This window comes from Actinoplanes sp. NPDC026670 (genome assembly GCF_040638175.1).
GTDB lineage: Bacteria > Actinomycetota > Actinomycetes > Mycobacteriales > Micromonosporaceae > Actinoplanes.
Genome location: NZ_JBEZXU010000004.1, coordinates 181,529 through 206,132, shown reverse-complemented (window position 1 = coordinate 206,132; position 24,604 = coordinate 181,529). Strand labels below are relative to the sequence as shown.

At 68.5% G+C, this 24,604-nt stretch carries 17 protein-coding genes, 2 tRNA genes and 1 other RNA gene; 5 read left to right on the top strand and 15 right to left on the bottom strand.

What is annotated here, in order from left to right; genetic code table 11:
- Positions 1-155 precede the first annotated feature (155 nt).
- A complete protein-coding gene (locus tag AB0E94_RS06015) occupies positions 156-1,619 on the top strand; it encodes a calcium-binding protein (RefSeq protein WP_360323102.1) in 1,464 nt (487 codons plus the stop codon).
- 67 nt (positions 1,620-1,686) lie between these two features.
- Here the strand turns inward: AB0E94_RS06015 and AB0E94_RS06010 are convergent, their stop codons facing one another.
- From AB0E94_RS06010 to ffs, 9 genes are all read right to left on the bottom strand, one after another.
- Positions 1,687-2,799, bottom strand: a complete 1,113-nt coding sequence (locus tag AB0E94_RS06010) for an oligopeptide/dipeptide ABC transporter ATP-binding protein (protein WP_360323100.1) — start codon at positions 2,797-2,799, stop codon at positions 1,687-1,689.
- A complete protein-coding gene (locus AB0E94_RS06005) occupies positions 2,796-3,788 on the bottom strand; it encodes an ABC transporter ATP-binding protein (RefSeq protein WP_360323098.1) in 993 nt (330 codons plus the stop codon). Before AB0E94_RS06005 ends, AB0E94_RS06010 begins: the two co-directional genes overlap by 4 nt.
- A gap of 7 nt (positions 3,789-3,795) precedes the next feature.
- On the bottom strand, positions 3,796-4,749 hold the full coding sequence (locus tag AB0E94_RS06000) for an ABC transporter permease (RefSeq protein WP_360323096.1): 954 nt from the start codon (positions 4,747-4,749) through the stop codon (positions 3,796-3,798).
- A complete protein-coding gene (locus tag AB0E94_RS05995; RefSeq protein ID WP_360323094.1) occupies positions 4,746-5,750 on the bottom strand; it encodes an ABC transporter permease in 1,005 nt (334 codons plus the stop codon). The genes AB0E94_RS06000 and AB0E94_RS05995 overlap by 4 nt, the downstream gene beginning before the upstream one ends.
- A gap of 100 nt (positions 5,751-5,850) precedes the next feature.
- Positions 5,851-7,512 (bottom strand): ABC transporter substrate-binding protein, encoded by a 1,662-nt coding sequence (locus AB0E94_RS05990; protein WP_360323092.1) that lies wholly within the window; start codon positions 7,510-7,512, stop codon positions 5,851-5,853.
- A 157-nt stretch (positions 7,513-7,669) separates the two neighbouring features.
- The gene (gene recR / locus AB0E94_RS05985) at positions 7,670-8,263 is read right to left on the bottom strand and encodes a recombination mediator RecR (RefSeq protein ID WP_360323090.1); all 594 of its coding nucleotides are present in this window, start codon (positions 8,261-8,263) and stop codon (positions 7,670-7,672) included.
- A 4-nt stretch (positions 8,264-8,267) separates the two neighbouring features.
- Positions 8,268-8,606 carry a YbaB/EbfC family nucleoid-associated protein gene (locus AB0E94_RS05980; protein WP_360323088.1) on the bottom strand — a complete coding sequence of 113 codons (339 nt, stop codon included), beginning with the start codon at positions 8,604-8,606 and terminating at the stop codon, positions 8,268-8,270.
- 360 nt (positions 8,607-8,966) lie between these two features.
- The gene (locus AB0E94_RS05975) at positions 8,967-12,434 is read right to left on the bottom strand and encodes a DNA polymerase III subunit gamma and tau (protein WP_360323086.1); all 3,468 of its coding nucleotides are present in this window, start codon (positions 12,432-12,434) and stop codon (positions 8,967-8,969) included.
- A gap of 84 nt (positions 12,435-12,518) precedes the next feature.
- Positions 12,519-12,614: signal recognition particle sRNA small type (gene ffs / locus AB0E94_RS05970), an RNA gene on the bottom strand.
- An 85-nt stretch (positions 12,615-12,699) separates the two neighbouring features.
- On the opposite strand from ffs, the gene AB0E94_RS05965 reads away from it, so the two are divergent.
- The 3 genes from AB0E94_RS05965 (at position 12,700) to AB0E94_RS05955 (ending at position 17,599) form a co-directional block, all read left to right on the top strand.
- Positions 12,700-12,787, top strand: a tRNA-Ser gene (locus AB0E94_RS05965).
- A gap of 264 nt (positions 12,788-13,051) precedes the next feature.
- Complete coding sequence (locus AB0E94_RS05960; RefSeq protein WP_360323084.1) at positions 13,052-14,824, top strand: ATP-binding protein; 1,773 nt, start codon at positions 13,052-13,054, stop codon at positions 14,822-14,824.
- 399 nt (positions 14,825-15,223) lie between these two features.
- Positions 15,224-17,599, top strand: a complete 2,376-nt coding sequence (locus AB0E94_RS05955) for a hypothetical protein (protein WP_360323082.1) — start codon at positions 15,224-15,226, stop codon at positions 17,597-17,599.
- A gap of 116 nt (positions 17,600-17,715) precedes the next feature.
- Here AB0E94_RS05955 and AB0E94_RS05950 read toward each other — a convergent pair whose 3' ends face one another.
- The 4 genes from AB0E94_RS05950 to AB0E94_RS05935 all read right to left on the bottom strand — a co-directional run bounded on the left by AB0E94_RS05950 (position 17,716) and on the right by AB0E94_RS05935 (position 22,752).
- Complete coding sequence (locus AB0E94_RS05950) at positions 17,716-21,498, bottom strand: hypothetical protein (RefSeq protein ID WP_360323080.1); 3,783 nt, start codon at positions 21,496-21,498, stop codon at positions 17,716-17,718.
- Positions 21,499-21,581: 83 nt separating this feature from the next.
- Positions 21,582-21,923: an STAS domain-containing protein gene (locus AB0E94_RS05945; RefSeq protein WP_360323078.1), complete on the bottom strand. Its 342-nt coding sequence runs from the start codon at positions 21,921-21,923 to the stop codon at positions 21,582-21,584.
- A 185-nt stretch (positions 21,924-22,108) separates the two neighbouring features.
- Positions 22,109-22,318 (bottom strand): hypothetical protein, encoded by a 210-nt coding sequence (locus tag AB0E94_RS05940; RefSeq protein ID WP_183224254.1) that lies wholly within the window; start codon positions 22,316-22,318, stop codon positions 22,109-22,111.
- A 344-nt stretch (positions 22,319-22,662) separates the two neighbouring features.
- A tRNA-Ser gene (locus AB0E94_RS05935) sits at positions 22,663-22,752 on the bottom strand.
- Between the two features lie 114 nt (positions 22,753-22,866).
- On the opposite strand from AB0E94_RS05935, the gene deoD reads away from it, so the two are divergent.
- Complete coding sequence (deoD, locus tag AB0E94_RS05930; RefSeq protein WP_360323075.1) at positions 22,867-23,580, top strand: purine-nucleoside phosphorylase; 714 nt, start codon at positions 22,867-22,869, stop codon at positions 23,578-23,580.
- Between the two features lie 4 nt (positions 23,581-23,584).
- Here deoD and tadA read toward each other — a convergent pair whose 3' ends face one another.
- Positions 23,585-24,031: a tRNA adenosine(34) deaminase TadA gene (gene tadA / locus AB0E94_RS05925; protein WP_360323073.1), complete on the bottom strand. Its 447-nt coding sequence runs from the start codon at positions 24,029-24,031 to the stop codon at positions 23,585-23,587.
- Positions 24,028-24,555, bottom strand: a complete 528-nt coding sequence (locus tag AB0E94_RS05920; RefSeq protein ID WP_360323068.1) for a tRNA adenosine deaminase-associated protein — start codon at positions 24,553-24,555, stop codon at positions 24,028-24,030. The genes tadA and AB0E94_RS05920 overlap by 4 nt, the downstream gene beginning before the upstream one ends.
- Positions 24,556-24,604: the final 49 nt, after the last annotated feature.

Sequence of the window (24,604 nt, the reverse complement as noted above, 5' to 3'; positions counted from 1 at the left end):
AAACCACTGCTCCCCACCTACACCGCGACACCGCGACGGCGCACGGCCGCAACGCGACCGCCGGGCTGAATGCGATGGTCACCGCCGCTGGACGAAACGCCTCCGTTGCGACGAGGATCTACGATCATCAGCACCGCACGGGGGAAGGATCCACTGTGACTCGTACATCTCGAATACTCGGCGCCGGCACCGCCGCGCTGACCGCGACGTTCGCTTTCGGGGTCCCGGCGCAGGCCGCGGCGACGGGTGTCGCGTCCGTTGTGGATTCCACCCGGGTCAAGTTCGTCGCCGGTTCCGGGCAGGTCAACCGGGTCGTCATGACCCGCTCCGGCAACATCGTCACGATCGACGACCGGGTGGCGGTCAAAGCCGGCAAAGGCTGCAAGGCGGTCAAGGGAGACAAGACCCGGGTCCGCTGCACAACGGCGAGAACGCCCACCCGGGTCCTGCTCTACCTCGGCGCCAAGAACGACTCGGTGACCAACCGCACCGACCTGGCGATCACCGCCAACGGTGGCGACGGCAACGACACCCTGGTCGGCGGCCCCCGAGCCGACCGGCTGATCGGTGCCGGCGGCGCGGACCGTCTCTACGGCCGGGCCGGGGCCGACACGCTGGACGGCGGCGACGACGCGGACCGGCTCTGGGGCGAGGCCGGCAACGACAACCTGAACGGTGAGTGGGGCAACGACGCGCTCGCCGGCGGAGACGGCAACGACCAACTCGTCGGCAGCGCCGGGAACGACCGCGAATACGGCGGCGCCGGTGACGACTACTTCTACCAGGAGTGGGACCAGGGGGCGGACGACTACCCGCTGCCGTACTCGGACCGCGACCTGATCTCCGGCGGCGCGGGCAGCGATCTCGCCGACTACTCCAACCGCCGCAAGCCGATCAGCGCGGACTCCGACGGCGTCTCCGGCGACGACGGGGCCAACGGCGAACGCGACACCCTCACCGGCATCGACCGGATCTGGGGCGGTTACGGCAACGACCGTCTGGCCGGCACCAACGGTCCCGACGAGTTGCAGGGCGGCCTGGGCAACGACACTCTGCTGGGCCTCGGCGGCAACGACATCCTGCTGGGCGGGCCGGGCGACAACCGGCTGGAGGGTGGCGCCGGCGACGACCGGCTCTACGCCGAGACCGGCGCCGATGTGCTGTTCGGCGGCACCGGCGAGGACTTCGTCGACTACCAGGACCGCACGCGGGCGGTCACCGTGGATCTCGACGGTGTCGCCCGGGACGACGGCCAGGCCGGGGAACGCGACACGGTCGGCTGGGACGTCGAGGACGTGCGCGGCGGCAGCGGCAACGACCGGCTCACCGGCAACGGCTCGGCCAACAAGTTCGCCGGCGGCTCGGGCGACGACGTGATCCGCGGCGGCGCCGGCAACGACGCCGCCGAGGGTAACGAGGGCCGGGACCAGCTCTACGGCGAGGCCGGCGACGACTACCTGGACGCCGGTCACAGCGACGGCATCGACACCGTCGACGGCGGCGCCGACGGGTCCTCGCTCGGCGACAACTGCATCCTGTTCACCGAGACGTCCGGCGCCGACATCGGGGTCGGCTGCGAGTACCTCCGGCAGTCGGACCGGCCGCTGTTCATGTTCTGAGAACGGAACCGAGAGAGGCCGCCCCCGACCAGGGAGCGGCCTCTTCGCGTACCACAGAAAGGGTTTCTCAGACCACCGGACCGCCGGGCGTCTCCAACGCGGAGTGGAGGGCGCCGTGGGCGTCCTTCGCCCCGGCGCCGTCCGCGATGACCTCGGCCTTCACCGCGTGCGGCCGGATCTCGCCGGACTCGATCTGCTCGGCCCAGTGGCAGGCCACCCGGTGCGTGCCGGTACCGATGATCCGCAGGCCGGGCCGCTCGTCGCGGCACTTGGTCGGCTGCGCCCACGGGCACCGCGTGTGGAAACGGCAGCCGGACGGCGGGTTCGCCGGTGACGGCAGGTCGCCGGCGAGCAGGATGCGCTCGCGCCGGTCCTCGACCTCCGGGTCGGGCACCGGAACTGCCGACATCAACGCCCGGGTGTACGGGTGCAGCGGCTGACGGTAGAGGTCGTCGCTCGGCGCCTCCTCGACGAGGGCGCCCAGGTACATGACGCCGACCGTGTCCGAGATGTGCCGGACCACCGCGAGGTCGTGGGCGATCACCAGGTAGGTGAGGCCGAGTTCCTCCTGGAGCTCCTCCAGCAGGTTGATCACCTGCGCCTGGATGGAGACGTCCAGTGCCGAGACCGGCTCGTCGGCGACGATCAGGTCCGGGTTGAGCACCACGGCCCGGGCGATGCCGATGCGCTGCCGCTGACCGCCGGAGAACTCGTGCGGGTAGCGGGACAGCGCCCACTGCGGCAGGCCGACCGCGTCGAGCGACTTCGCGATGATCTTCCGGCGCTCGGCCCGGTTGCCGCCGAGGCCGTGCGCGTGCAGGCCCTCGGTGAGGATCGACTCGACGTTCTGCCGCGGGTCCAGACTGGACATCGGGTCCTGGAAGATCATCTGCATGCGCCGGCGCATCGTCCGCAGCTGGTTGGCCGGCAGCGTGGTCAGTTCCGTGCCGTCGAAGTTCACCCGCCCACCGGTCGGCGGGGTGAGCTGGAGCAACGCACGGCCCAGGGTGGACTTGCCGCAGCCGGATTCGCCGACCAGCCCGTACGTCTGGCCCTTCTCGATCCGCAGGTCGACACCGTCGACCGCCTTGACGTGCCCGACCACCCGGTCCAGGAAGACGCCGCGCTTGATCGGGAAATGCACTTTGAGGTCGTCGACCTCGACCAGCACCTCGGTCACGACGACACCTCCACGGTCCGCGACTCGGGATTGACACAGCGGTACGCGTGCCGGTGCATGCCCTCGACCAGCGCCGGAGGCTCCCCGACACAGGCGTCGACGCGCCTGTCGCAGCGCGGCGCGAAGGCGCACCCGTCCGGCCACGGCAGGACGTCGCGCACCGAACCACGGATCGCGTGCAGCCGTTCGCCCTTGCCCGAGTCGAGGCGCGGAACCGAACCGAGCAGTCCCGTGGTGTACGGGTGCCGCGGCTCGGCGAACAGCGGCTTGCGACGGGCCGACTCGACGACCCGGCCGGCGTAGAGCACGTTGACCGTGTCGCACATGCCGGCCACCACACCGAGGTCGTGCGTGATCATGACGAGCGCGGTCCCGGAGTCGCGGACCAGGCCGCGCAGCAGTTCCAGGATCTGCGCCTGAATGGTCACGTCGAGCGCGGTGGTCGGCTCGTCGGCGATCAGCAGTTTCGGCCGGCAGGCGACCGCCATGGCGATCAGCGCCCGCTGCCGCATGCCGCCGGAGAGCTGGTGCGGGTATTCCTTGAGCCGCCGCGACGGGTCCGGGATACCGACCCGGTTGAGCAGGTCGGTGGCCTCGGTGCGGGCCTTCTCACCGGTCAGGCCGCGGTGCCGGGTGAGCACCTCGGTCACCTGGACGCCGATCGGCACGACCGGGTTCAGCGAGGACAGCGGGTCCTGGAAGATCATCGCGATGTCCCGGCCGCGGATGTCCCGCATCGACCGCTCATCGGTCTTGAGCAGGTCGGTGTCGGCGAACATCGCCGAGCCGCCGATCTTCACGCCGCGTTGCTTCGGCAGCAGGCCCATCAGGGCCAGCGAGGTGACACTCTTGCCGCAGCCGGATTCACCGACCAGGCCGACGACCTCACCGGCCTCGACCGAGAACGACACCCCGTCGACGGCCCGTACGGTGCGCTGACCGCGCCGTTCGAACGTGACGGACAGATCCTTGACGTCTAGCAGTGGCATCGCGGCCTCACTTCCGCAGTTTCGGGTCGAGGGCCTCGCGCAACGCCTCACCGAGCAGGGTGAATCCGAGCGCGGTGATGATGATGCCGATCGCCGGATAGATCGCCAGACCGGGCCGGGCGTCCAGGTACGGCTGGGCGTCGGCGAGCATCAGGCCCCACTCGGGAGTCGACGAGTCCGGGTTGCCCAGGCCGAGGAAGGACAGCGCCGCCGCCTCGATGATCGCGGTGGCCAGCGTCAGCGTCGCCTGCACGATCACCGGGGCCAGCGAGTTCGGCACGATGTGGGTGAGCGCGATCCGCCGCCGCTTCACACCGAGCGAGGTGGCCGCGAGCACGTAGTCGCCACCGGACTGGGCGACCATGGCGCCGCGCAGCAGTCGCGCGAAGATCGGCACCGAGACCACACCGACCGCGATCATCACGGTGGTGAGGCTGGCGCCGAGCAGGGCCGCGATGCTGACCGCCAGCAGCAGGCTGGGCAGCGCCAGCAGCATGTCGACGATACGCATCAGCACCGAGTCGACAGCCCGGCCGACCCGGCCACCGAGGCCCGCGGCGGCACCGGCGACACCACCGATCAGCGCGCCGACGGTGAGGCCGATCAGGGTGGAGATGACGCCGACCAGCAGCGTCTGCCGGGCGCCGACCAGCATCCGGCTGAACTCGTCACGGCCCTGGTGGTCGTAACCGAACCAGTGCTCGGCCGACGGCCCCGGAATGGAGCCGGGCTTGATCACGCCTTCCCGGATGCCCATCGTGTCGGTCGGCGAGTACGGCGCCAGCATCGGCCCGATGATCGCCACCAGGACGAAGAGCAGCAGAATGCCGGTTCCGACGAGGGCGCTCGGGTTGCGGCGAACCCGGCGGAACGCTTCCGTCCACAGGCTGACGCCGTGCTCGTCCTGCTTGACCGCGGACAGCTCGCCCAGCGCGTCGATCTTGTCGGTCTTGGTGCTCATCGAACCCTCACCCTCGGGTCGATCAGGCTGTACGACACGTCGACCAGCAGATTCACCAGGACGTAGAAGACCGCAATGATCATGATGAAGCCCATCAGAACCGGATAGTCACGGTTGCTGATCGCCTCGTACAGGAACGCTCCGATGCCACTGAACGCGAACACCGTCTCGGTCAGCACCGCGCCGGAGAGCAGACCACCGGTGAGCAGGCCGATCACCGTGACGATCGGCAGCATCGCGTTACGCAGGATGTGCCGGCCGCGGACCGTACGCTCGGTCAGGCCCTTCGATTGGGCGGTCCGGACGTAGTCCTCGCTCAGCACCTCCAGCACGCTGGCCCGGGTGATCCGGACGATGATCGCGAGCGGGATGCTGGCCAGGGCGATGCCGGGCAGGATCAGGTGCCAGAGTGCGTCGAGCGCGGCATCCCATTCCCGGGTCATCAGTCCGTCCAGGACGAAGAAGTTGGTGACCCGCGTGGCGCCGAGTGTCGGGTCCTGCCGGCCACTCGACGGGAACAGGTGCAGGTTCTCCGAGAAGATCGACTTCAGCACGTACGCCAGGAAGAACACCGGAACGCAGATGCCGATCAGGGAGCCACCCACCGAGGCGCTGTCCAGAAAGCTGCCACGGCGGCGGGCGGCGAGATAGCCCAGCGGGATGCCCACACCGATCGCGATGATCATCGCGGTGATGGTGAGCTCGACGGTCCCCGGGAAACGTTCCAGGAACTCCGTCATGACCTCGCGCTTCGTCGAGATCGAGGTGCCCAGGTCGAGCTTGAGCATGCGCTTCATGAACCGGCCGTACTGGATCAGCAGCGGCTCGTCCAAGCCCAGGTTCTTCCGGATCTGCGCACGCAGCTCCGGGGTGCCGCGCTCACCGAGGATCGCGGTCTCGGGGCCGCCGGGCAGGCGGCGCAACCAGATGAACAGAAGGATCGACAGACCGAACAGCGTCGGAATCAGCTGTAGCAGGCGTCGCACGATGAACCGAATCAAGGCCGCCTCGTAAGGTGGGAGGTCGACAGCGGGCGAGCGTCAGGGTATGACGCCCGCCCGCCGGTAGAGCAATAGGGAGATGCCGGGTTGCGGCTACGACTTAGGAGAAGGTGGCCCCGACGAACCGCTCGTCGGTCAGCGGGCTCGGCGTGATGCCGGTGAGGCCCTTACCGAAGACGATGGCCGGCGGCGAGTGCGAGATCGGCACACCCGGAGCGAACTCCGCGATCGCGGCGTTCAGAGCCTTGTACTTCTCCACACGGGCCGCCTGGTCGGCGGTCGTGTCGGCGTCCTTGAACTGGGCGAAGAGAGCCGGGTTGTTGAAGCCCCACTCGTCCTTCTGCCGGTCGAACATGGTGCCGATGAAGTTGTAGGCGTCGCCGTAGTCGCCGGTCCAGCCGAGGAAGTGCAGGTCGTGGTTGCTACCCGAGGTGGTGGCGTTCAGGTAGTCCGGGCTCCACTTCAGCGGAATCGCCTCGACCTCGATGCCGACCGCCTTCAGGTCCGCCGAGACCAGCTCGAACAGGTCCTTCGGGTTCGGCATGTACGGCCGGGTGACCTCGGTCGGGTAGTGGAACTTCAGCTTCAGGTTGCTCGCGCCGGCCGCGGCCAGCAGCTTCTTGGCTTCCTCGACGTTGTAGTCGTACTTCTTGACGTCAGCGTTCCAGCCCTCGACCGTGTCCGGCATGAACTGGCTGGCGACCTTGGCGCCCGGGGGCAGCTTCGAGTCGACCAGGGCCTGCCGGTTGATCGCGTAGGAGATCGCCTGGCGCACCTCGGGCTTGGCCAGCGCCGGGTTGCCCTTCTGGTTGATCGCCAGGTAGAGGATGTTGAACGCCGGACGGGTCAGGACGTTGAAGCCCTCCGTCTTCAGCGGCTCGACGTCCGCCGGGCCCACCAGGTCGTAGCCCTGGATGTCGCCGGAACGCAGCGCCTGCTTACGGGCGTTCTCGTCGGAGATGGTCTTGAAGATGACCGTCTTCAGCTTCGCCTTGTCGCCCCAGTAGGCGTCGTTGCGCTCGATGGTCAGCGACTTGTTCGGCAGGTCCCAGGTCTTGAACTTGAACGGCCCGGTGCCGGTCGGGTGCTCCAGCGCGTACGACGGGTACTTGATGTCGTCGGCGGTGCCGGCCACGGTCGACGCCTCGTACTGCTTGAGGGCGGCCGGGCTGTGGATCGAGAACGACGGCAGCATGAGCGCCGACGGGATCTTGCTGGAGACGCGGGTGAAGGTCAGGTCGACCGTCGTCGCGTCCTTGGCCGCACAGGACTTGAAGAGGCTCGGCGGCAGCTCCGCGCTCTCGTTCTTGGCGAAGCCACCCATCACGTCCTGCCAGTACGGCGTGACGTCGGGGCTCTGCATCAGACCGGTCGAGTTGTACCAGCGGTCGAAGTTGACACAGACGGCCTCAGCGTTGAAGTCGGTGCCGTCGTGGAACTTCACGCCGGACCGGAGCTTGAACGTCCAGGTGGTGCCGGCCGCATCCGGGGTCCAGCTCTCCGCCAGACCGGGCGACGGCTTGGTGCCGCCCTCCTCTGGGCGCACCAGGGTCTCGAAGATCTGCCGGGCGACACGCAGCGACTCACCGTCGCTGGCGAAGCTCGGGTCAAGGACCTTCGGGTCGCCGGCAACACCGAAGACCAGCGAGTCCTTGACTGCGGTGTTGCCACCTCCGTCACGCTCACTCTCGGCGCAGCCGGAAGCTGCCAGAACGGCGACTGCGGCAACCGCGATCGCGGCCCTCCGCCTCGATGGACGCATCGTGCTTCACCTCTGCCTTGTGGGGGTGGTCAACGCGGTGGAGTGTGCCACCGATGCGACGGACATTAACGGCCCGGTAAGTTTCCGGGGAGCCGTTGGTATCCAATCGTGTTGTTACAGGGCTGCTTCGTAACGCAACCACCCCAACACAGAGCGCTCAGACGGCGCGCCGCCCCTCGAAAGCGCGACCCAGCGTGATCTCGTCCGCGTACTCCAGGTCACCGCCGACCGGCAGACCACTGGCCAGCCGGGTCACCGTGAGACCCATCGGCTTGATCAGCAACGCCAGGTAGGTCGCCGTGGCCTCGCCCTCGGTGTTCGGGTCGGTGGCCAGGATCAGCTCCTTGACCTCACCCGTCCCGACCCGGAACAGCAGCTCACGGATCTTCAGATTGTCGGGCCCGATGCCTTCGAGCGGGTTGATCGCCCCGCCGAGCACGTGATAGCGCCCCCGGAACTCACCGGTGCGCTCGATCGCCACGACATCCTTCGGCTCCTCCACGACACACAACACCTCGTTGGTACGGCGTGGATCGCGGCAGATCCGGCACTGCTCCGACTCGGCCACGTTGAAGCAGGTCGTACAGAAACGCACCAGGTCCTTGACCTTGCGCAGCGCGGTGGCCAGCCGGTTCACGTCGGCCGGGTCCGCGGAGAGGACGTGAAAGGCGATGCGCTGCGCCGACTTCGGGCCAACGCCCGGCAGCCGGCCCAGCTCATCGATCAGGTCCTGGATGGCGCCTTCATACACGGGATCAGAACCCCGGCAGGGAGAAGCCGCCGGTCGCCGGGCCCATCTTCGTCTCGGCCAGCTCACGCTGCGCCTCGGCGGCGCTGTGAATCGCGGCGAGCACCAGGTCCTCCAGCGTCTCCACGTCGTCCGCGTCGACCACCTTCGGGTCGATCTTGACCGACTTGAACTCACCCAGACCGGTGATCACGACGGTCACCAGGCCGTTGCCGGCGCTCGCGGTCAGCTCGGCCTCGGCCAGCTCGGCCTGCGCCCGAGCGACCTGCTCCTGCATCTTCTGCGCCTGCTTCATGAGCTGCTGCATGTTCGGCTGTGCACCGGGCCGCATGGCACCGCTCCTCATCTAATCGGTTCGTTGTCCACCGTCGATACGGCGCGGCGGTCGAAGTTACCGCCGCCAGCGTAGCCGCCGCCCACTCCATGCCCACCCCGACGCCACGACAACCCCGCCCACCCGACCGCGCGCGGCCGGCCGACGACGCAATCCGCAGCTCCCGCACCCAAAACCGTGCCGACCTACGGCGCGATCCGAACCACAGATCACCACGCAACACCCGCACCCCAACACCGTGCCGACCAGCGGCGCGATCCGAACCACAGGACACCACGCAACTCCGGCACCCCAACACCGTGGCGACCTGCGGCGCGATCCGAACCACACGACACCACGCGAGCCTTGGCCGGCTGGCCGGCTGGCCCCGGGTTAGAGCTCGGCGATCTTCTCTGCCCCGAACGCCTCGCGGAGCAGCTGTATCGCCTGCTCTTCGCTGCTCTGGCGGGCGGTCTTCTCGTCGATCACCTCGTCGAGTGGCTCGTCGCCCGGGTCGAACCCCTCGTAAGCGGCGGCCGGGCCGTCGTACTCCGGGTCGAAGGGGGCTTCCTCCACCGGTGGGGCGTCGGACCAGGAACGCGCCGCGCCGCCTCCGGCTCCGGCCGGGCGACCCGGCGCCGCACGACCCGCCGGGGGCGCGGCCCCACCACCGCGGGCGTTGGCCAATGCGGCCCGCGCGGCGGCCGCTCCACTCGCCCCTTCGACGCCGGTACGCGCAGCTGCCCGCGCCGCCTCCATCGCAGCCGACCGGGCCGGCACCGCTGGTGAGGCAGGCGCAGCAGGGGTTACCGGTGCTGCCGCCGGAGCAGCAGCGCTCCGAGCGGCGGCGGCTGCTGCGGCTGCACCCCCGCCCACAGAACCAGCGCTCGGCGAGGCAATGTTCGGAGAACCAGCACTCCGAGCGTCAGCACCCGACGGGCTGAGACCGCGCGGACCATCACCCAGCGGACCAGCACTCGGCGGCGATGTCGAAACGGCCGCCCCGCCGAACGCGGAACCTCCGCCGAGCCCGCCGGCCGAACCGGCGCCGGAAGTCGGCAGCCCGGCTGACACTCCGCCAACGACCACCGCCGAGCCGGCGCCCGCGCTTCCGTTCGCAGCTACCGATCCGCCGCCGGGTCGGGCCGGCTCCGGCCAACTGTCTGCCGAGGAATCCCCGTGGCCCCCCGCTGTGGCACTCGACGCGCTGGTAGCCGCCGACCCCGGCCGTGCAGGCTCGGGCCATCCAGCCCCCGCACCGACTGATGCGGAAGCCGCACCACCAGGCCGAACAGGCTCAGGCCACGCCGAATCGTCGCTACCGACCGCTGCGCCCCCGGGACCGCCCGGCCGAGCTGGCTCAGGCCAGGCCGACTCCGCGTCGGCGGAGCCACCGGGCCGGACCGGATCCGGCCAGCCCGAATCGTCGTCCGCGGAAACAGCCCGCGAGCCAACCGGCCGCGCGGCATCAGCGCTCGCCGGCGCAACCCGCGAACTACCGGCAGCTTCCGGCCAGGCGGATTCGTTCTCCACAGGCACGGGCGAGCCACCCGGCCGGGTAAAGCCGGGCCGGCCGGTGTCATCCGTGTCGGATGTCCCCGGTGATCCGGAGGCGTGAGTGGAGCCGGACCGGTCGGTACGGCTCGGTGCTGTGGGAGGACGGGCCGCCGCCGGCCAATCCTCGTCGGCGTCGGCCGCCGGGGGCCGCTGTGGCCGTGACGGGCGTGACTCGGTGCGGCCCGAGTTGCGTTCCGGTGCGGTGGCCGCCGTGCCCGCCTGCGGGGCCGGCCGTTCGGAACCGCCGGACACGCGACGACCCGCCGACTGGTCGCGGCCTTCGCCGGCGCGCGCGGGGCCCCGGGGCGGGCCGGCCTCGCCGACCTCGCAGCGGATCCGCCAGTCGCCGCCCGGGGACTTCCGGAACTCCGTGGTGATCGCCTCGCGCCAGTTCAGGAATCGGTCCACGAGCGCCTGAGTCGGTGCGGCGAACACGACCGTGTCGCCCTCGACGTCGCGGATGCCGATGCCGTACTCCTGCATGGCTTTGACCTTCGGCTGTTGCTGGCCGAGGGTGTGCCATGCGGCGCGGATCCGCTCGTCCCGGGGGTCGACGGAACCGGCCGGCTGAGGATCGGCCGGGCGGCGCTCCGGCTGGGACGGCGCCTCGTCCACCGGCTCGTCGTCCCAGGGCGGCGGCTCGTCGTCGTAGTCGCCGGGTTCCGGATGGCCGCCGTCAGCGACCTGATTCCAGTCCGGCTCACCGCGCCCAACAGGCGCCGCCCCGGACCCGGACGGCGACTCCGGACCGGACGCCGCAGGACCAGACGGCGCTCCCGAGGCGGATGTCAGGGCGTCGGAAGGCACCCCGGGGCCGGACTGCAGCGCGGACTCAGAAGCGGACGGCACCGCTTCGGCCGGAGCCGAGGCCGCTGGGGCTTGGGCAGCCGGGGCTGGGGCTGGGGCGGCCGGTGAAACCGGACGTGCGGAACCACCGCCGGCCGGGCGCGCGGAACCACCCCGGGCAGCGGCGGCCGCAGCCATCGCCGCGGCCTTCCCACCGCCACCGGCTCCACCCCCAGCGGCTCCACCGCCACCGGCTGCTCCGGATCCGCCTACGGCTCCACCGCCGGCACCGTTCTCGGTCGCGCCGATCGTCGGCGGGGGCGCGTCGACGGCGTTGTCAGCGGCGGGGCGCTCACCCCGTACACCCGAATGCTCTAGCCTCTCCAGACGCTGTAGCAGGGCCGACGCGGATGCGTCGGCGCCCGGGAGCAGCATGCGGGCGGTGACCAGCTCGAGCAGGAGGCGCGGCGCGGTCGTGCCGCGCATCTCGATCAGGCCGTTGTGCAGGATGTCCCCGCAGCGGGACAGCGTGGCCGCGCCCAGCCGGGCGGCCTGCCCGGCCATCATCTCCAGCTGGTCGGCCGGGCCGTCGATCAAGCCCTTGGCGACCGCGTCCGGAACCTGCTGGAGGATGATCAGATCACGGAAGCGTTCGAGCAGGTCAGAGGCGAAACGGCGCGGTTCGTGCCCGGCTTCGGCGACCCGGTCGATGGTCGCGTACGCCGCGGCGCCGTCACCTGTCGCGATGGCGTCGCACATCTCGTCGATCAGGGTGACGTCGGTGACACCGAGCAGGCCGACCGCACGCGAATAGGTGACCCCGTCCGGCCCGGAGCCGGCGATCAGCTGGTCGAGGATCGACAGGCTGTCCCGGGCGCTGCCGCCGCCGGCTCGCACCACCAGCGGGAACACCGACGGCTCGACGGTGACGCCCTCGGCTTCGGTGAGCTGCTGAAGGTACGGCCGAAGAACCGCCGGCGGGATGAGCCGGAACGGGTAGTGATGGGTCCGGGAGCGGATGGTGCCGAGGACCTTGTCGGGCTCGGTGGTGGCGAAGATGAACTTCACATAGTCCGGCGGCTCCTCGACGAGCTTGAGCAGCGCGTTGAAGCCGGCCGACGAGACCATGTGCGCCTCGTCGATGACGTAGATCTTGTAGCGGCTGTTGGCGGGCGCGAAGAACGCCTTCTCCCGCAGCTCACGGGCATCGTCGACACCACCGTGGCTGGCCGCGTCGATCTCGATGACGTCGATCGAGCCGGCGCCGTCGTTGGCCAGCGATCGGCAGGACAGGCAGACGCCGCACGGGTCGGGTGTCGGCCCCTGCTCACAGTTGAGCGAGCGGGCCAGGATGCGCGCGCTGGACGTCTTGCCGCAGCCACGTGGCCCGGAGAAGAGATAGGCGTGGTTGAGACGCCCGCTGCGCAGCGCCTGCGACAGCGGCTCGGTGACGTGCTCCTGGCCGATGATCTCGGCGAAGGTGCGCGGCCGGTACTTGCGATAGAGGGCGAGTGCCACTCCTGCCACCTCCTGAACGACCGCGTCATTCTCCGTCGAGGGTCTGACAAGAACAAACGCCGTGCCCCGGAAGTGACCCGGAAACTGAAGGACCCCCCGTGCACCCGCCAGAGCCCGCTTATCCTTGCTGCCTTCCGGCCCTGGGGAGGTTCACAGGATGACGCCGCACGAGGGGCTACCCGAGAGCCTACCTGGCGGCACCGAGCCGCGTGCGGACCCCCTCCCCGCGGGCGAGCCCACCGAAAGAGTCTGTATTCTGGCGCACGGAGGATTCGCCTAGAGGCCTAGGGCGCACGCTTGGAAAGCGTGTTGGGTTAACACCCTCACGAGTTCGAATCTCGTATCCTCCGCCAGCCCTCACGTGGGCAGACGCGACAAGGCCGGACCCATCGGGTCCGGCCTTCTTGCTGTGCCCGTCTCAGTTGATCATCGCTCGCTCGCTCGCTCGCGATACCCAACATGCGTCAATGCGAGCCCCGGCCGGCCGCAGCGTCACGCCCGCGGACGCATACCTCCTCGCGCCAACGTGTAGAACTACGACTCGCCTGTAGCACGCTGTAGAACAATCCTGTACAACGAAGGTGGTACAGGAACGCTGGACGATCGGCTCCAGGTGGTTGGTCGATGAGCACTCGGAGGCCTCTGTTAACGCTGACAGCATCATCGACCTCGTAAGCAGCCTCCGCAGCATCGGGAACGACACGTCGATCTGCGAGGTGAAGCGAGCCCGCGGAGGGCTTCCCGCAAGTATCTGGGAGACGATCAGCGCCTTCGCAAACGCGGCCGGCGGTTGCATCCTCCTGGGGATCGATGAGAAGGACGACTTCCGGATCAGCGGCGTGGCAGATGCCGGCGCCCAGGAATCGCAGTTGTCCGCAATCTGCTCCGAGATGGAGCCTCCGGTACGGGCACAGATCTATTCCGTCACCATCGATGACGAGATCGTCGTCGTCTGCGAGGTGCCGCAATCGCCCAGAGATCAGCGGCCATGTCACAAGCGTTCCCTCGGCCCGTGGGCGGGTTCCCGCATCCGGGTGAGCGACGGCGACAGGAAGCTTACCGACTACGAGGTCGGCGTGCTGCTGTCCAACCGACGCGAGCAGAAGCACGACCTGTCGCCCGTCCCAGGCGCGAACGTTGACGATCTGGACTCAGAACTAGTCAACGCGTTCCTTCGGCGAATCCGCGACACCAGGAGCGAAATCTTCCGCAGAGTCGACGACGAGCGTGCCTTGATGATGCTCAACGTTCTGACCTCGCAGGGGGATCAGACCGTCCCCACCCTCGCGGGCCTGCTCGTTTTCGGCCTGTACCCACAAACCTTCGAGCCTCAACTCGACATCACCTTCGTCGTTTATCCGTCCTCCGAAGCCGGGCTTCTCGGCAGCTCCGGCGAGCGCTTCACGGAGAACAGATCGATTGACGGTTCCATCCCCTTCATGGTCGCCGAATGCATTCGTCTTCTGAAACGCAACATGCGACGACGCAGCATCATATCTGGAATCTTCCGTACCGAAGAATGGGAATATCCCGAGGAGGTTCTCCGAGAAGCCCTGATCAACGCGCTCGTCCACCGGGATTACTCGGAATTTGCCAGGGGAACTCAGGTCCAAGTCGAGATGTACCCCGACCGCCTCCTGATCCGGAATCCCGGTGGCCTGTATGGTCCTGTCGATGTCAGGTCCCTAGGCGTCACCACGGTCACGTCCTCTCGCAACAAGGCGCTCTTGAAGATTCTGGAGGACACACCTTTCGGAGACGGTCATATGGTCTGCGAGAACCGTGGAACCGGCATCGCGCGAATGCTTCTGGCGTTGACTGACGCAGGGATGGAGCCGCCCAGTTTCGCCGATGATATAGCCTCCTTCTCCGCCGAGTTTCCCAATCACACGTTGCTGGACGAAGAGGCCCTGAACTGGCTGGGATCTCTCGATGGATACCCCCTGACGAGAGCCCAGATGACCGCACTGGTGATGATGCGCAACGGCATCGCTCTCAACAACAGCAGCTATCGCGCGTCGACCGGCGTTCGGGACAGCCGGGCGGCAAGCCGTGATCTCCGGGACCTAGTCGACCGTAGGCTGATCGAACAGTCCGGTACGCGAGGGACAACCGTCTACCGCCTGATCGGAACCCGTACTGAAGAAGCCAGTCTCTTTGACCAACCAGTGCCAGGCAAAACAATGTCGCCGCCCATCGACCTGACCGCCAATGAGCGTGCGGTGTTTGAAGTGGTCCGCCGAGCTGAAACATCACGAGCCAGCGTCGAAGCAGCTACCGGGCTCGCTTATCATCAGGTCGTCCGAGCACTCCAGAGCCTCCGTGACAAGAATCTTGTACAGATGAACGGGAAACACCGCTCGCGCTCGACGACGTGGTCCGCGATTTAACGGGGCGAACTCGACGGAGAACCTATCAGTTCCAGTCTCGTTCGCCCGCGTTTACCCGACGTGCAAGCGCGACAAGCGCGAGGGTGAACATTCGTGCAAGATCCGTGAGCGGTGAGCGGCGAGCGGCGAGCCCTGAGCCACGGACGACAAGCCGCGGGGAGGCGTCGCGCTCGACGACGCGTCCGCGACGTGACAGCTCAAGCTCAGGGGCGAAGCCCGCGTTCACAGGATGCGCATCCATGCGTTGAAGGCCGGACCCTAAGGGTCCGGCCTTCAGTCCGTAGACCGGTGCGGCATGTCGGCGGGCGGTGTGCAGCGCTTTCGGCGAACAGCACCTAAAGGTGTGAACACCCAGGTCAAGGCCGGTAGACACTACGGGGTCATGGTGCGGTCTGTGGTGTGTCGAAACGGATTACCTCGATGGTGGCGGCGGCGATACCCCTAGCGGCGATGCTGGCAGTGGTGTCCGCGACGGCTGCCACAGCTCAGATCGCGATGGCCCAGTTCACGCAACTGGCCGCCGGAAGCAACCATTCATGCGCGGTGAAAGCCAGCGGTCAGGCGTTCTGCTGGGGGGCCGGCGCCTCGGGTGCGCTGGGTAACGGCAGCACCATGGACCGATCAGCAGCGACCCCGGTCCAGATGCCGATCGGCGTGCAGTTCTCGAAGATCGCCGCCGGCATCAGCCACACGTGTGCGATGGGCAACGACTCCAAGGTCTACTGCTGGGGCGCCGGCCACCTCGGTCAGATGGGCAACGGCAGCAACGCCGATCAGCTGACTCCGGTTGCGGTGACCAATCCGGGCGGGGCGATCTTCATGGAGATCAGCTCCACCGGTTTCCACACGTGCGCGCTCGCCAACGACTCGCACACCTACTGCTGGGGATCGAACGAGGACGGTCAGCTCGGCAACGGAACCACCGCCAACCAATCGACTCCGGTGCAGGTCAACAACCCGGCCGGCACGTTCTTCATGAAGATCAGCACCGGACGCGCACACACCTGCGGGCTCAGCAGTGATGCCCGGACCTGGTGCTGGGGCGCCGGCGACTCCGGAGCACTCGGCAACGGCTCGACAGCGGATCAGTCGAACCCGACCGAGGTCAGCGTGCCTTCCGGGGTGACGTTCCACAGCATCGCCACCGGCAACGGCCACACCTGTGCCGTCAGCAACGAAGCGAAACCCTACTGCTGGGGATGGAACTCGAGCGGCCAGCTCGGCACCGGTGACACCAACGACCGGATGACTCCCACCGAGGTCAACGTACCGAGCGGGACGACCCTCACCGACGTCACGGCCAACTGGTCCCAGAGCTGCGCGATGGGCAGCGACGGCAGGCCGTGGTGCTGGGGCTGGAGCGGCCTCTCCCAGCGTCTCACTCCGGTCGCCATCGACGCCCCGGCCGGAAACTGGAACTTCTACCGGGTCAGCCCCGGCATGGATCACGCGTGCGGGTTGGCCAACCCGTACAACAACATCTACTGCTGGGGCAACGGGCAGCATGGCCGGCTGGGCAACAACCAGATGGCCGACCAGTCCACCCCGGTCGAGGTCGTGGAGGCGTCTACCACCACCACACCGTTCAACCCGCAGTTCACGCAGTTGTCCGCCGGTGGCGCCCATACGTGTGGGCTGGCCAACGATTCCAACACCTACTGCTGGGGCGCCGGTGGCTTCGGCCAGCTGGGGGACGGCACCACTTTCGACCGCATGAATCCGGTGTCGGTCCATCGCCCACCCGGTGTGATCTTCACCCAGATCGCCGCCGGCGAGTCCCACACATGCGCGCTCGGCAACAACTCCATGGCCTACTGCTGGGGCCAGGGTGGCCCTGCTCAGCTGGGCGACGGCGGTAACAGCAGCCGGCCGGTTCCGGGGCCGGTCTCCGTCCCGTCGGGGGTGATCTTCACGCAACTGGATGCCGGCCGCAATCACACCTGCGCGTTGGGAAACGACTCCAAAACCTACTGCTGGGGCCAGAACAACTTCGGCCAGCTGGGTGACGGAACCCTTGTCGAGAAATCGATTCCGACAGTGGTGGACCTGCCAGCGGGCGTGATCTTCACCCGGATCACCGCCGGCTTGGGTCACACCTGTGCGCTCGGCAACAACGGCAAGACCTACTGCTGGGGTTACGGCGGCGACGGAACGATAGGTAACGGGTCAACCGCGGACCGGTCGACTCCGACTGCGGTGGCGGCCCCTTCGGGCGTTCTCTTCACCGACCCCATCGCCGGCGGTTCGAACACCTGCGATCGCGGGAACGACTCCAAGACCTACTGCTGGGGTTTGAATGAACACGGCCAGCTCGGCATCGGCAACGACTCGAATCAGTCGAGTCCGGTGGCCGTCAACGAACCCACCGGCGTGATCTTCACCGACGTCCAATCCGGTTACGACCACACCTGCGCACTGGGCAACGACAACGGAACCTACTGCTGGGGCGCCGGCATCTTCGGTCAACTGGGCAACGGCAACAACGCTCTCCTGAGAACGCCCAGCGCCGTCAACGTTCCTGGAGGCGTGCTTCTCACCAAGCTGACCTCGGGCAACAGCCACTCCTGCGGACTGGGCAACAACGGCAAGACCTACTGCTGGGGTTACGGCACCAGCGGTCAGCTCGGCAACGGCCAGCAGAACAACCAGCTCAGCCCGGTGGAGGTCACGGGATCGACAGGCGGATCACTGCCGCCCGGCGAACGGTTGATCACGGTCACCTACACGGCGGTCTGCCGCGGCTGCCCGCCGTCGATGGGCGCCCTGGAGAACTGAGCGCCTTCACTCGTTGTGCCCCGCTGATCGACCCTCTGTGGGCCAGGTCTATTCTCGGGAACGAAAACAGTGCGGGCGAGGGCCGGCTCCCGATCGGAGCCGGCCCTCGCCTACTTCTACTTCTTGATCTTGACGGCGACGCTCGTCGCACGGCCGTCGTAGTGCCCGGTGCGCTTCGCGACCACGGTCAGCGTCAACTTCTTGCCGGCCCAGGCCGCCTTCAGCTTCAGCGCGGACGTCACGGCCACGAGCTTGCCGTTGACGCGCCACTCGTACCGATAAGACGTCGCCTGCGGCGACCACGCGCCCACCGAGACCTTGACGGTCTTCCCGGCCTTGACCGTGCCCTTGATCTTCGGCCGGGCGGTCGCCTTCGGCGCCGCGCCGTATCCGACGGTCACCGCAGCCGAGGATGCCGCGGTATCACCCCGATTCGCCCGCTTGGCCACAACGGTCACCGTGAGGCGTTTCCCCCGGATAGAGGCGGGGATCTGGTACGCCGACCCGGTCGCCCCCTTGATCGCGACCCCGTTGGCCGCCCACTGGTACGACCACGAGGTGGGCGCCGGAGTCCAGCTCCCAGCGGCCGCCCGGACGGTGGACCCGACCCGGATGGTCCCGGTGATCGACGGCGCCCGGGTCGCCCGCAGCGACCCGGCGGTGACGGTGAGCCCGCCGGTGAGGGTGGCGCCCGATCCGCTCGCCGACCGCGCCACGATGTTCCATGCTCCCGGCGTCGCGTCGGTGAGGTCGGCCGTGACGGTCATGGCGATGCCGTCCGTCACGCTCTTCACCACCGCCGGGATCGACGCCGAACCGCTACGGGTGAACGTCACGGTGTCGGTGGCGGCGAACGCGGAGCCCCGGAGGGTCAGCGTGACGGGACCGCTGTTCGGCATCGAAGCCGGCGTCGCCCAACCGAGCGAGTATCCCGGGACGCACGCGTCGTAGTCGCACTTGATGTCGGCCCGGAACGGAAGGTCGCTGTCCGTGGTCTCCGGGGCGAGCACGAACAGCGCCATCCCGGACGGGTTGTCGTATGGCAGGCTGACCTGGCATCCGCGGCCACCCTCGGCATACGAGCAGCCGGTGATCCCACCGTCGGTCCGGGTCTGGAAGTAGTACGGCTCCGGCGTCTCGGTACCCCCGCCGGTGTTGCTGATCGCCGCCTTGAACACAGAATTACGGTTCACCGGCACCGCCACACAGACCGCGGTCCGCTGATCGCTCAGGGTCCCGCTGATCGGCCCGAAAGCCGGCGCCGCATTGACCGCGGGGCACTGCACCACGGGCTGCCCGCCACTGGTGAGCCGCCAGGTGTCCACCCGGTACGGAACAGTCTGCCCGTCCACGGCCGGCCACACGAAGATCTGGTAGCTGGTGGACCCGCTGGCCCGGCACGGCACCACATATCCGGAGCAGCGGTCGTTGCCGGCCGCGTCGGTGATCCAGTAGCGGGCCGCGAGCCCGGTGCTGCGTACGCCCAGCCAGTAGCTGTCGGCGGCCGCCGCAGTGACCCGGTAGCAGTGCAGATCCTCGTCGGTCCGCAGGTCACCGGCCACGGCCGGGCCACCGAGCACGGTGTTCGCCGGGGTCTGACACTTCGCCCCGGCCGGGCTGGTGTCCTTGCGGCTGATCCGGTACTGGAAGTCGGTGGCGGCCGCGGTCAGCAGCACGGTGTACGCCTTCCCGCTCTCGAACCGGCACCGCACCAGCTGCGCCGACGCCCAGAGCCCACTGCCACAGACCTGCTTGCCGCTGTCGTCGCGGACGCTGATGTTGGCCCACCCGTCGTGCCCGGTGACCGGCGCGTACCCGATGGTCTCGGCGGTGCTGTGCTGGTTCGCCGGGATGCTGTAGCAGGTGGTGAACCGGTCTGCGGCGAACGTCGTGACCGCCCCGACGGTGTTCCCGATCGCGCCCTGCGGCAGGACGGCACAGCCGCTGACCCGGTCGACCCGCTGCACGACCGCCCGGTAGTCGCCGGCGGCCGAGTCCTCGGGGGCGTTGAGCAGGATCCGGTACGGCGCCGGGCCGGTCAGCGTGCAACCGTTGGAGCAGAGGTTCGTACCGTCTCCGTTGATCAAGGTCCATTCCGGCCGGGCAGCTCCGGTGACCCGGGGCGGCAGGGTGACGCCGATGGTGGCGCCGGCCGTGCTGTCCAGTTCGAGGCAGTCGGTCTCGCCGGCGACGGCGAACGAGCCGAGCACCGCGCCCGTGGCGTAGCCCTGGTCGCCGACGCGCACGCAGCCACTCGCCGTCGGTGCCGTGAACACGACGGCGTGTTCGCTGTCCACCACGCTGCTGCCCTCGGCCCCGCCGACGATCAGCGGGTACCGGCCGGCCTTCGGGAAGTCGCAGAGGTATCCGGCGTCGCAGAGCCGCGAGCCGTCCGCGCTGTAGATCGCCGACCAGGTCTCGTAGTTCTCGTCGTCGACGACCCGGACCAGGTGCCGGCCCGCGGTGGGCACGTCGAGGACACGGCAGCGGTTGGCGTCGAGCGCCCCGGCTGGTCCGGCGCCGTACGTCCCCGGCGTGATCACCTGGCAGCCGGCGAGCGTCGAGAGGCCACGGATCTGGATCGTCGGTTCCCGGTCGCCGTCGGCCAGGACCACGAGCCGGTACGGCCCGTCGCCGGGCAGCGCGCAGCCGGCGAGGTCGTCGTAGCGCTGGTCGGCGCAGATGTCCTTACCGGTCCGGTCGGTGACCCAGAACGCGCCGCCGCCGGACACGTAGGTGACGATCCGGTCGCCGGGCGCCGCGGTGAACGGCTGGCAGACCGCGCCGAGTCCGCCCGACGCGGGCGCCGTGACGGTCGGCTGGTCCCAGCCGGTGCCGACCGGCGCGGCACAACCGGTACCACCGGAAATGTCGATCATGGACGCCCGGTACTCGCGGGCCTGCCAGTCGGTGTTGCGCAGCCAGAGCGTGTAGGTGCCGGCCTCGGCCAGGTCACACGGGTCGCCCCACTCGCTGCACACGACCCCGGAGGCGTTGCTGACCTGCCAGTTCAGCTGGCCGCCGTCGGTCGTCTGGATCCGCTTCAGCCCGGCTGTGGCGGTGACCGTCCAGCAGTCGAAACCGTTGGCCGGAACCTCGCCCTCGGCCACCTGATCGGCGGCGGGCACACCGAATCCGGCCTGGCGCAGAGTGCCGCAGCCGAGCGGCACGTCGGTACGGACCAGCCGGAACCGGTAGTCGACCGCGCCGCCGTAGTTGTCGGCGAGGAAGATCGTGTGGGTGCCGTCGCTGGTCAGCGAGCACGAGCCGCCGCCCCACTGAATCGGGCAGACACGCTCGCCGGCCGGGTCCTCGATCCAGCCTTCGAGCGAGGCGGCCGCCCCCTCGGTGGCCGGGGTGACCTGGGTCTCGACGTCCAGGCGCAGGCCGGCCGTACCGGCGAATCGGTAGCAGTCACCGGCCGCGCCGCGGGCCAGTCTCCCGTCACGCAGTGGACCGTCGACGGTGAAGGTGGCCGGGTCCAGCGTGGTGCAACTGGACGGCAGGCTGCGGGATTCGACCCCGATGCCGTACGACGCGGTGCCCGAACCCGAGTACAGCCGCACGTCGATGGTGTGGACGCCCGGTTCGGCGATCACACACTCGGAGGCGTAGGGGCCGAGGAAGCAGGACTCGCCCTGAACCGACGCCTGGGTGCTGTCGCCTGTGGAGTTGAACTGGGTGAGGATCCGCTCGTCCGCGATCGTGGTGCGGAAGGTGTAGAGGTGGTGGGTCTTGCCGGTGATCTCGTCGCAGGTGGCAGGTGTCCCGAGAGCGAGCTCACCGCCACAGGTCACCGCTGCGGCGACTGCGGTTGTCGGTGTGGTGGCGTACGCGGCGCTGGGCAACCCGGCCGCGATCATCAGGCCGCTCATCAGAGCGGCGCTCCAAAGCCTCACGGCTTCCCCCGTTGATCAAATTAGACGCGGAGGATATCAACCGTGATCGGTATGACGGAAGGTGGCGACGGTACCGTATCGGTCTAGATTCGGGCGGCCGCTATCGCGTCGTCGACCTCGGGAAAGATCGCGAAGTAGCGGCCCAGCCCGACCGTCTCCAGAAGCTGGGTCAGGAACGGGTTGGCGCCGGCGAAGCTCAGCCAGCCACCACGCGACGCGATCACCTGCTTGCTGACGATGAAGGCGCTGAGCCCGATCGAGTCGCAGAACTTGAGAGCGGTCAGATCGACCACGATCCGGGGTACGGGTCTCTCCAGGAGACCGGCCAGAGTGGCATGCAACTGACCCGCGGTGTCGGCGTCGAGCTCGCCGCCGAGGTGCAGTACCGCGACTTCGGCCCGGTGGTCGGTGACTGTTGCGTGCATGATGATCGGCTTCCTACCCGTGCGATGGATATTCAGCCTAGATCCCGACCATCTCCGCACATCGGACAGCGCGTGTGTCAGGCAACGCGAACGACCCGGACCCACAAGGGGTCCGGGTCGTCAGAGGCTGGCCGGGATCGGTCAAGCATTTGCGGCGCAGCCGAAGGGGGGCTCCTGGCGCGACCTCAGAGTTCGCGCCACCGCCAGCGTGGACCACGCCACGCGTCGGCCAGGATCATCGCTGATGCCTTGCCGGGGCACTGCTGCACCTTCGACTTGCCCTCGGGGCCGCCCATCTGGGCCTCGACCTCCCAGAGCGCGCCGTCGGTGCGGACGTAGACGTCCCGGCGCGCGAGCCGGACGTCGCCATTCCACCAGTGATGCTCAACTCTCACATGTCAAATCTAGGACAGACATCGACGGATCTGCGTAGGGCGATTCTGCGAAAGTTTCTCGACGCCCGGTCGGAACCACATTGTCTGATCCGGTGTATTTGGCTCGCGTGACTTGCGCAACACCCTACGTATTAGGGCCGTCCGCATTCGGCTACACAGCGTGATTCCTGGCCGTGACCTGGGACGAAACACCACCGTTACATCCGTGGCGCTGATCATGGAGAACACCCGAACGGACGAGGCTCCGCTCCGGCGCTCGGATGACCCGGCCGACGGGCACGGACAGTAACAGCCCGCAGGGCAGAAAACCAGAGAGCCCGATCCGGTCGGATCGGGCTCTCGCATGGCGGTGGCGGCGGGATTTGAACCCGCGGAGGGCGTAAACCCTCACACGCTTTCGAGGCGTGCTCCTTAGGCCACTCGGACACACCACCGGGAAGTACGTTACCGGACGCCTCAACGGCTTTGTCGCGGGGTCACCCATAACCCAGCGCGACGCCGCTGACCTGGCAAGATCGACGCGTCGACGAAGATTTCGGAGGAAAGACATGAGCGTGCACATCGGCGGCAAGCCGGGCGACATCGCCGAGCGGGTGCTGCTGCCCGGCGACCCGATGCGGGCCAAGTGGATCGCCGAGACGTTCCTGGAGGACGCGGTCTGCTACACCCAGGTCCGCGGGATGCTCGGTTTCACCGGCACCTGGCAGGGCGTCCGGGTCTCGGTGCAGGGCTCCGGCATGGGCATGCCGTCGGCCTCCATCTACACCCACGAGCTGATCAACGAGTACGGCGTGAAGTCGGTGATCCGCATCGGCTCCTGTGGCGCCCTCGCCATGGACCTGAACCTGGGCGACGTGATCGCCGCGATCGGCTCGGCCACCGACTCCAACATGAACCGGACCCGCTTCGACGGCCTGGTCGACTACGCGCCGGTGGCCGATTTCGGCCTGCTGCGCACCGCGGTGGAGGCGGCCGAGGCCCTGGGCACCCCGATCCGGGTCGGACCGATCCTGGCCGCCGACGCCTTCTACACCGACCGGCCCGACCTCTACGACAGCCTCGCCGACTACGGCGTCCTGGCGGTCGAGATGGAGTCCGCCGCGATCTACACGATCGCCGCCCGCTACAAGGCCAAGGCCCTGACCATCCTCACCGTCAGCGACCACATCAAGCGCGGCGAGGCGATGGACTCCGCGCAGCGCGAACAGGGCTTCTCCAACATGGTCAAAATCGGCCTGAACACCGCAATCGCCGACGCCTGACGGGTCAGCGGAAGAAGTCGCGCATCAGGGCGGCGCACTCGGGTTCGAGGACGCCGGCGTAGACCTCGGGGCGGTGGTTGAGGCGGGTGTCGCGGACGACGTCCCAGAGGGAGCCGACCGCGCCCGTCTTGGGCTCCCAGGCGCCGAAGACCAGCGTCGAGATCCGGGCCAGGACCAGCGCCCCGGCGCACATCGTGCACGGCTCCAGGGTCACCACGAGAGTGCAGTCCGCGAGGCGCCACGAGCCCAGGCGCGCGGCGGCCCGCCGGATCGCCAGCACCTCGGCGTGTCCGGTCGGGTCACCGGTGAGTTCACGTTCGTTCCCGGCGGCGGCCAGTTCGGCGCCGTCGGGTCCGAGGATGATCGCCCCCACCGGGACGTCCTCGGGTGAGGTGGACGCGACGGCGAGCGCCCGCCGCATCCACTCCTCATGCTGCAAGCGGCGTATCACGCCTCGCGCAGCTCCTCCATCTCGTCGCCACAGCCGATCTTCTGGCAGATCTCGGCGGTGACGTCGGACGGCAGCATCCCCTCCATACCGCAGAGGGCGAGCAGCCGCTGGGCGTTGAGGCCCAGGTCACCGAGCAACTCGGCATCACCGATCGGGTCGGCGTCCGGGTCGACCGGCTTCTCCTCGTCGTCTCCCTCGTCCTGTCCCTCGTACTGGCCCTCGGCCAATTCGTCCAGCCCGAGGGCCGGCGCCTCGATCTCGCCGAGCAGCACGGAACCGATCCGTGACTCCTCGGCGAACCCCGAGTCCGAGCCGAAGACCCGCAGGTCCTCACCCTCGTCCAGGCGCAGGATGGCGAGGTACTCGTCGTCGCTCTCGACGAACAACAACGCGAGGTCGGCGTCCGGCTCGGTATCCCGGAGCGCGTCCACCACCTCGTCGATGTCGGCCAGGCCCGAAAGGTCCAGCTCCGACGCCGTCCAACCGTTCTTGCTGCGGGCGACGGCGGCAGCGAAAATCGACACGATTTCCCCCAACACGACTTTTGTCTCTCAGCGCCTGACGGTAGCGGGT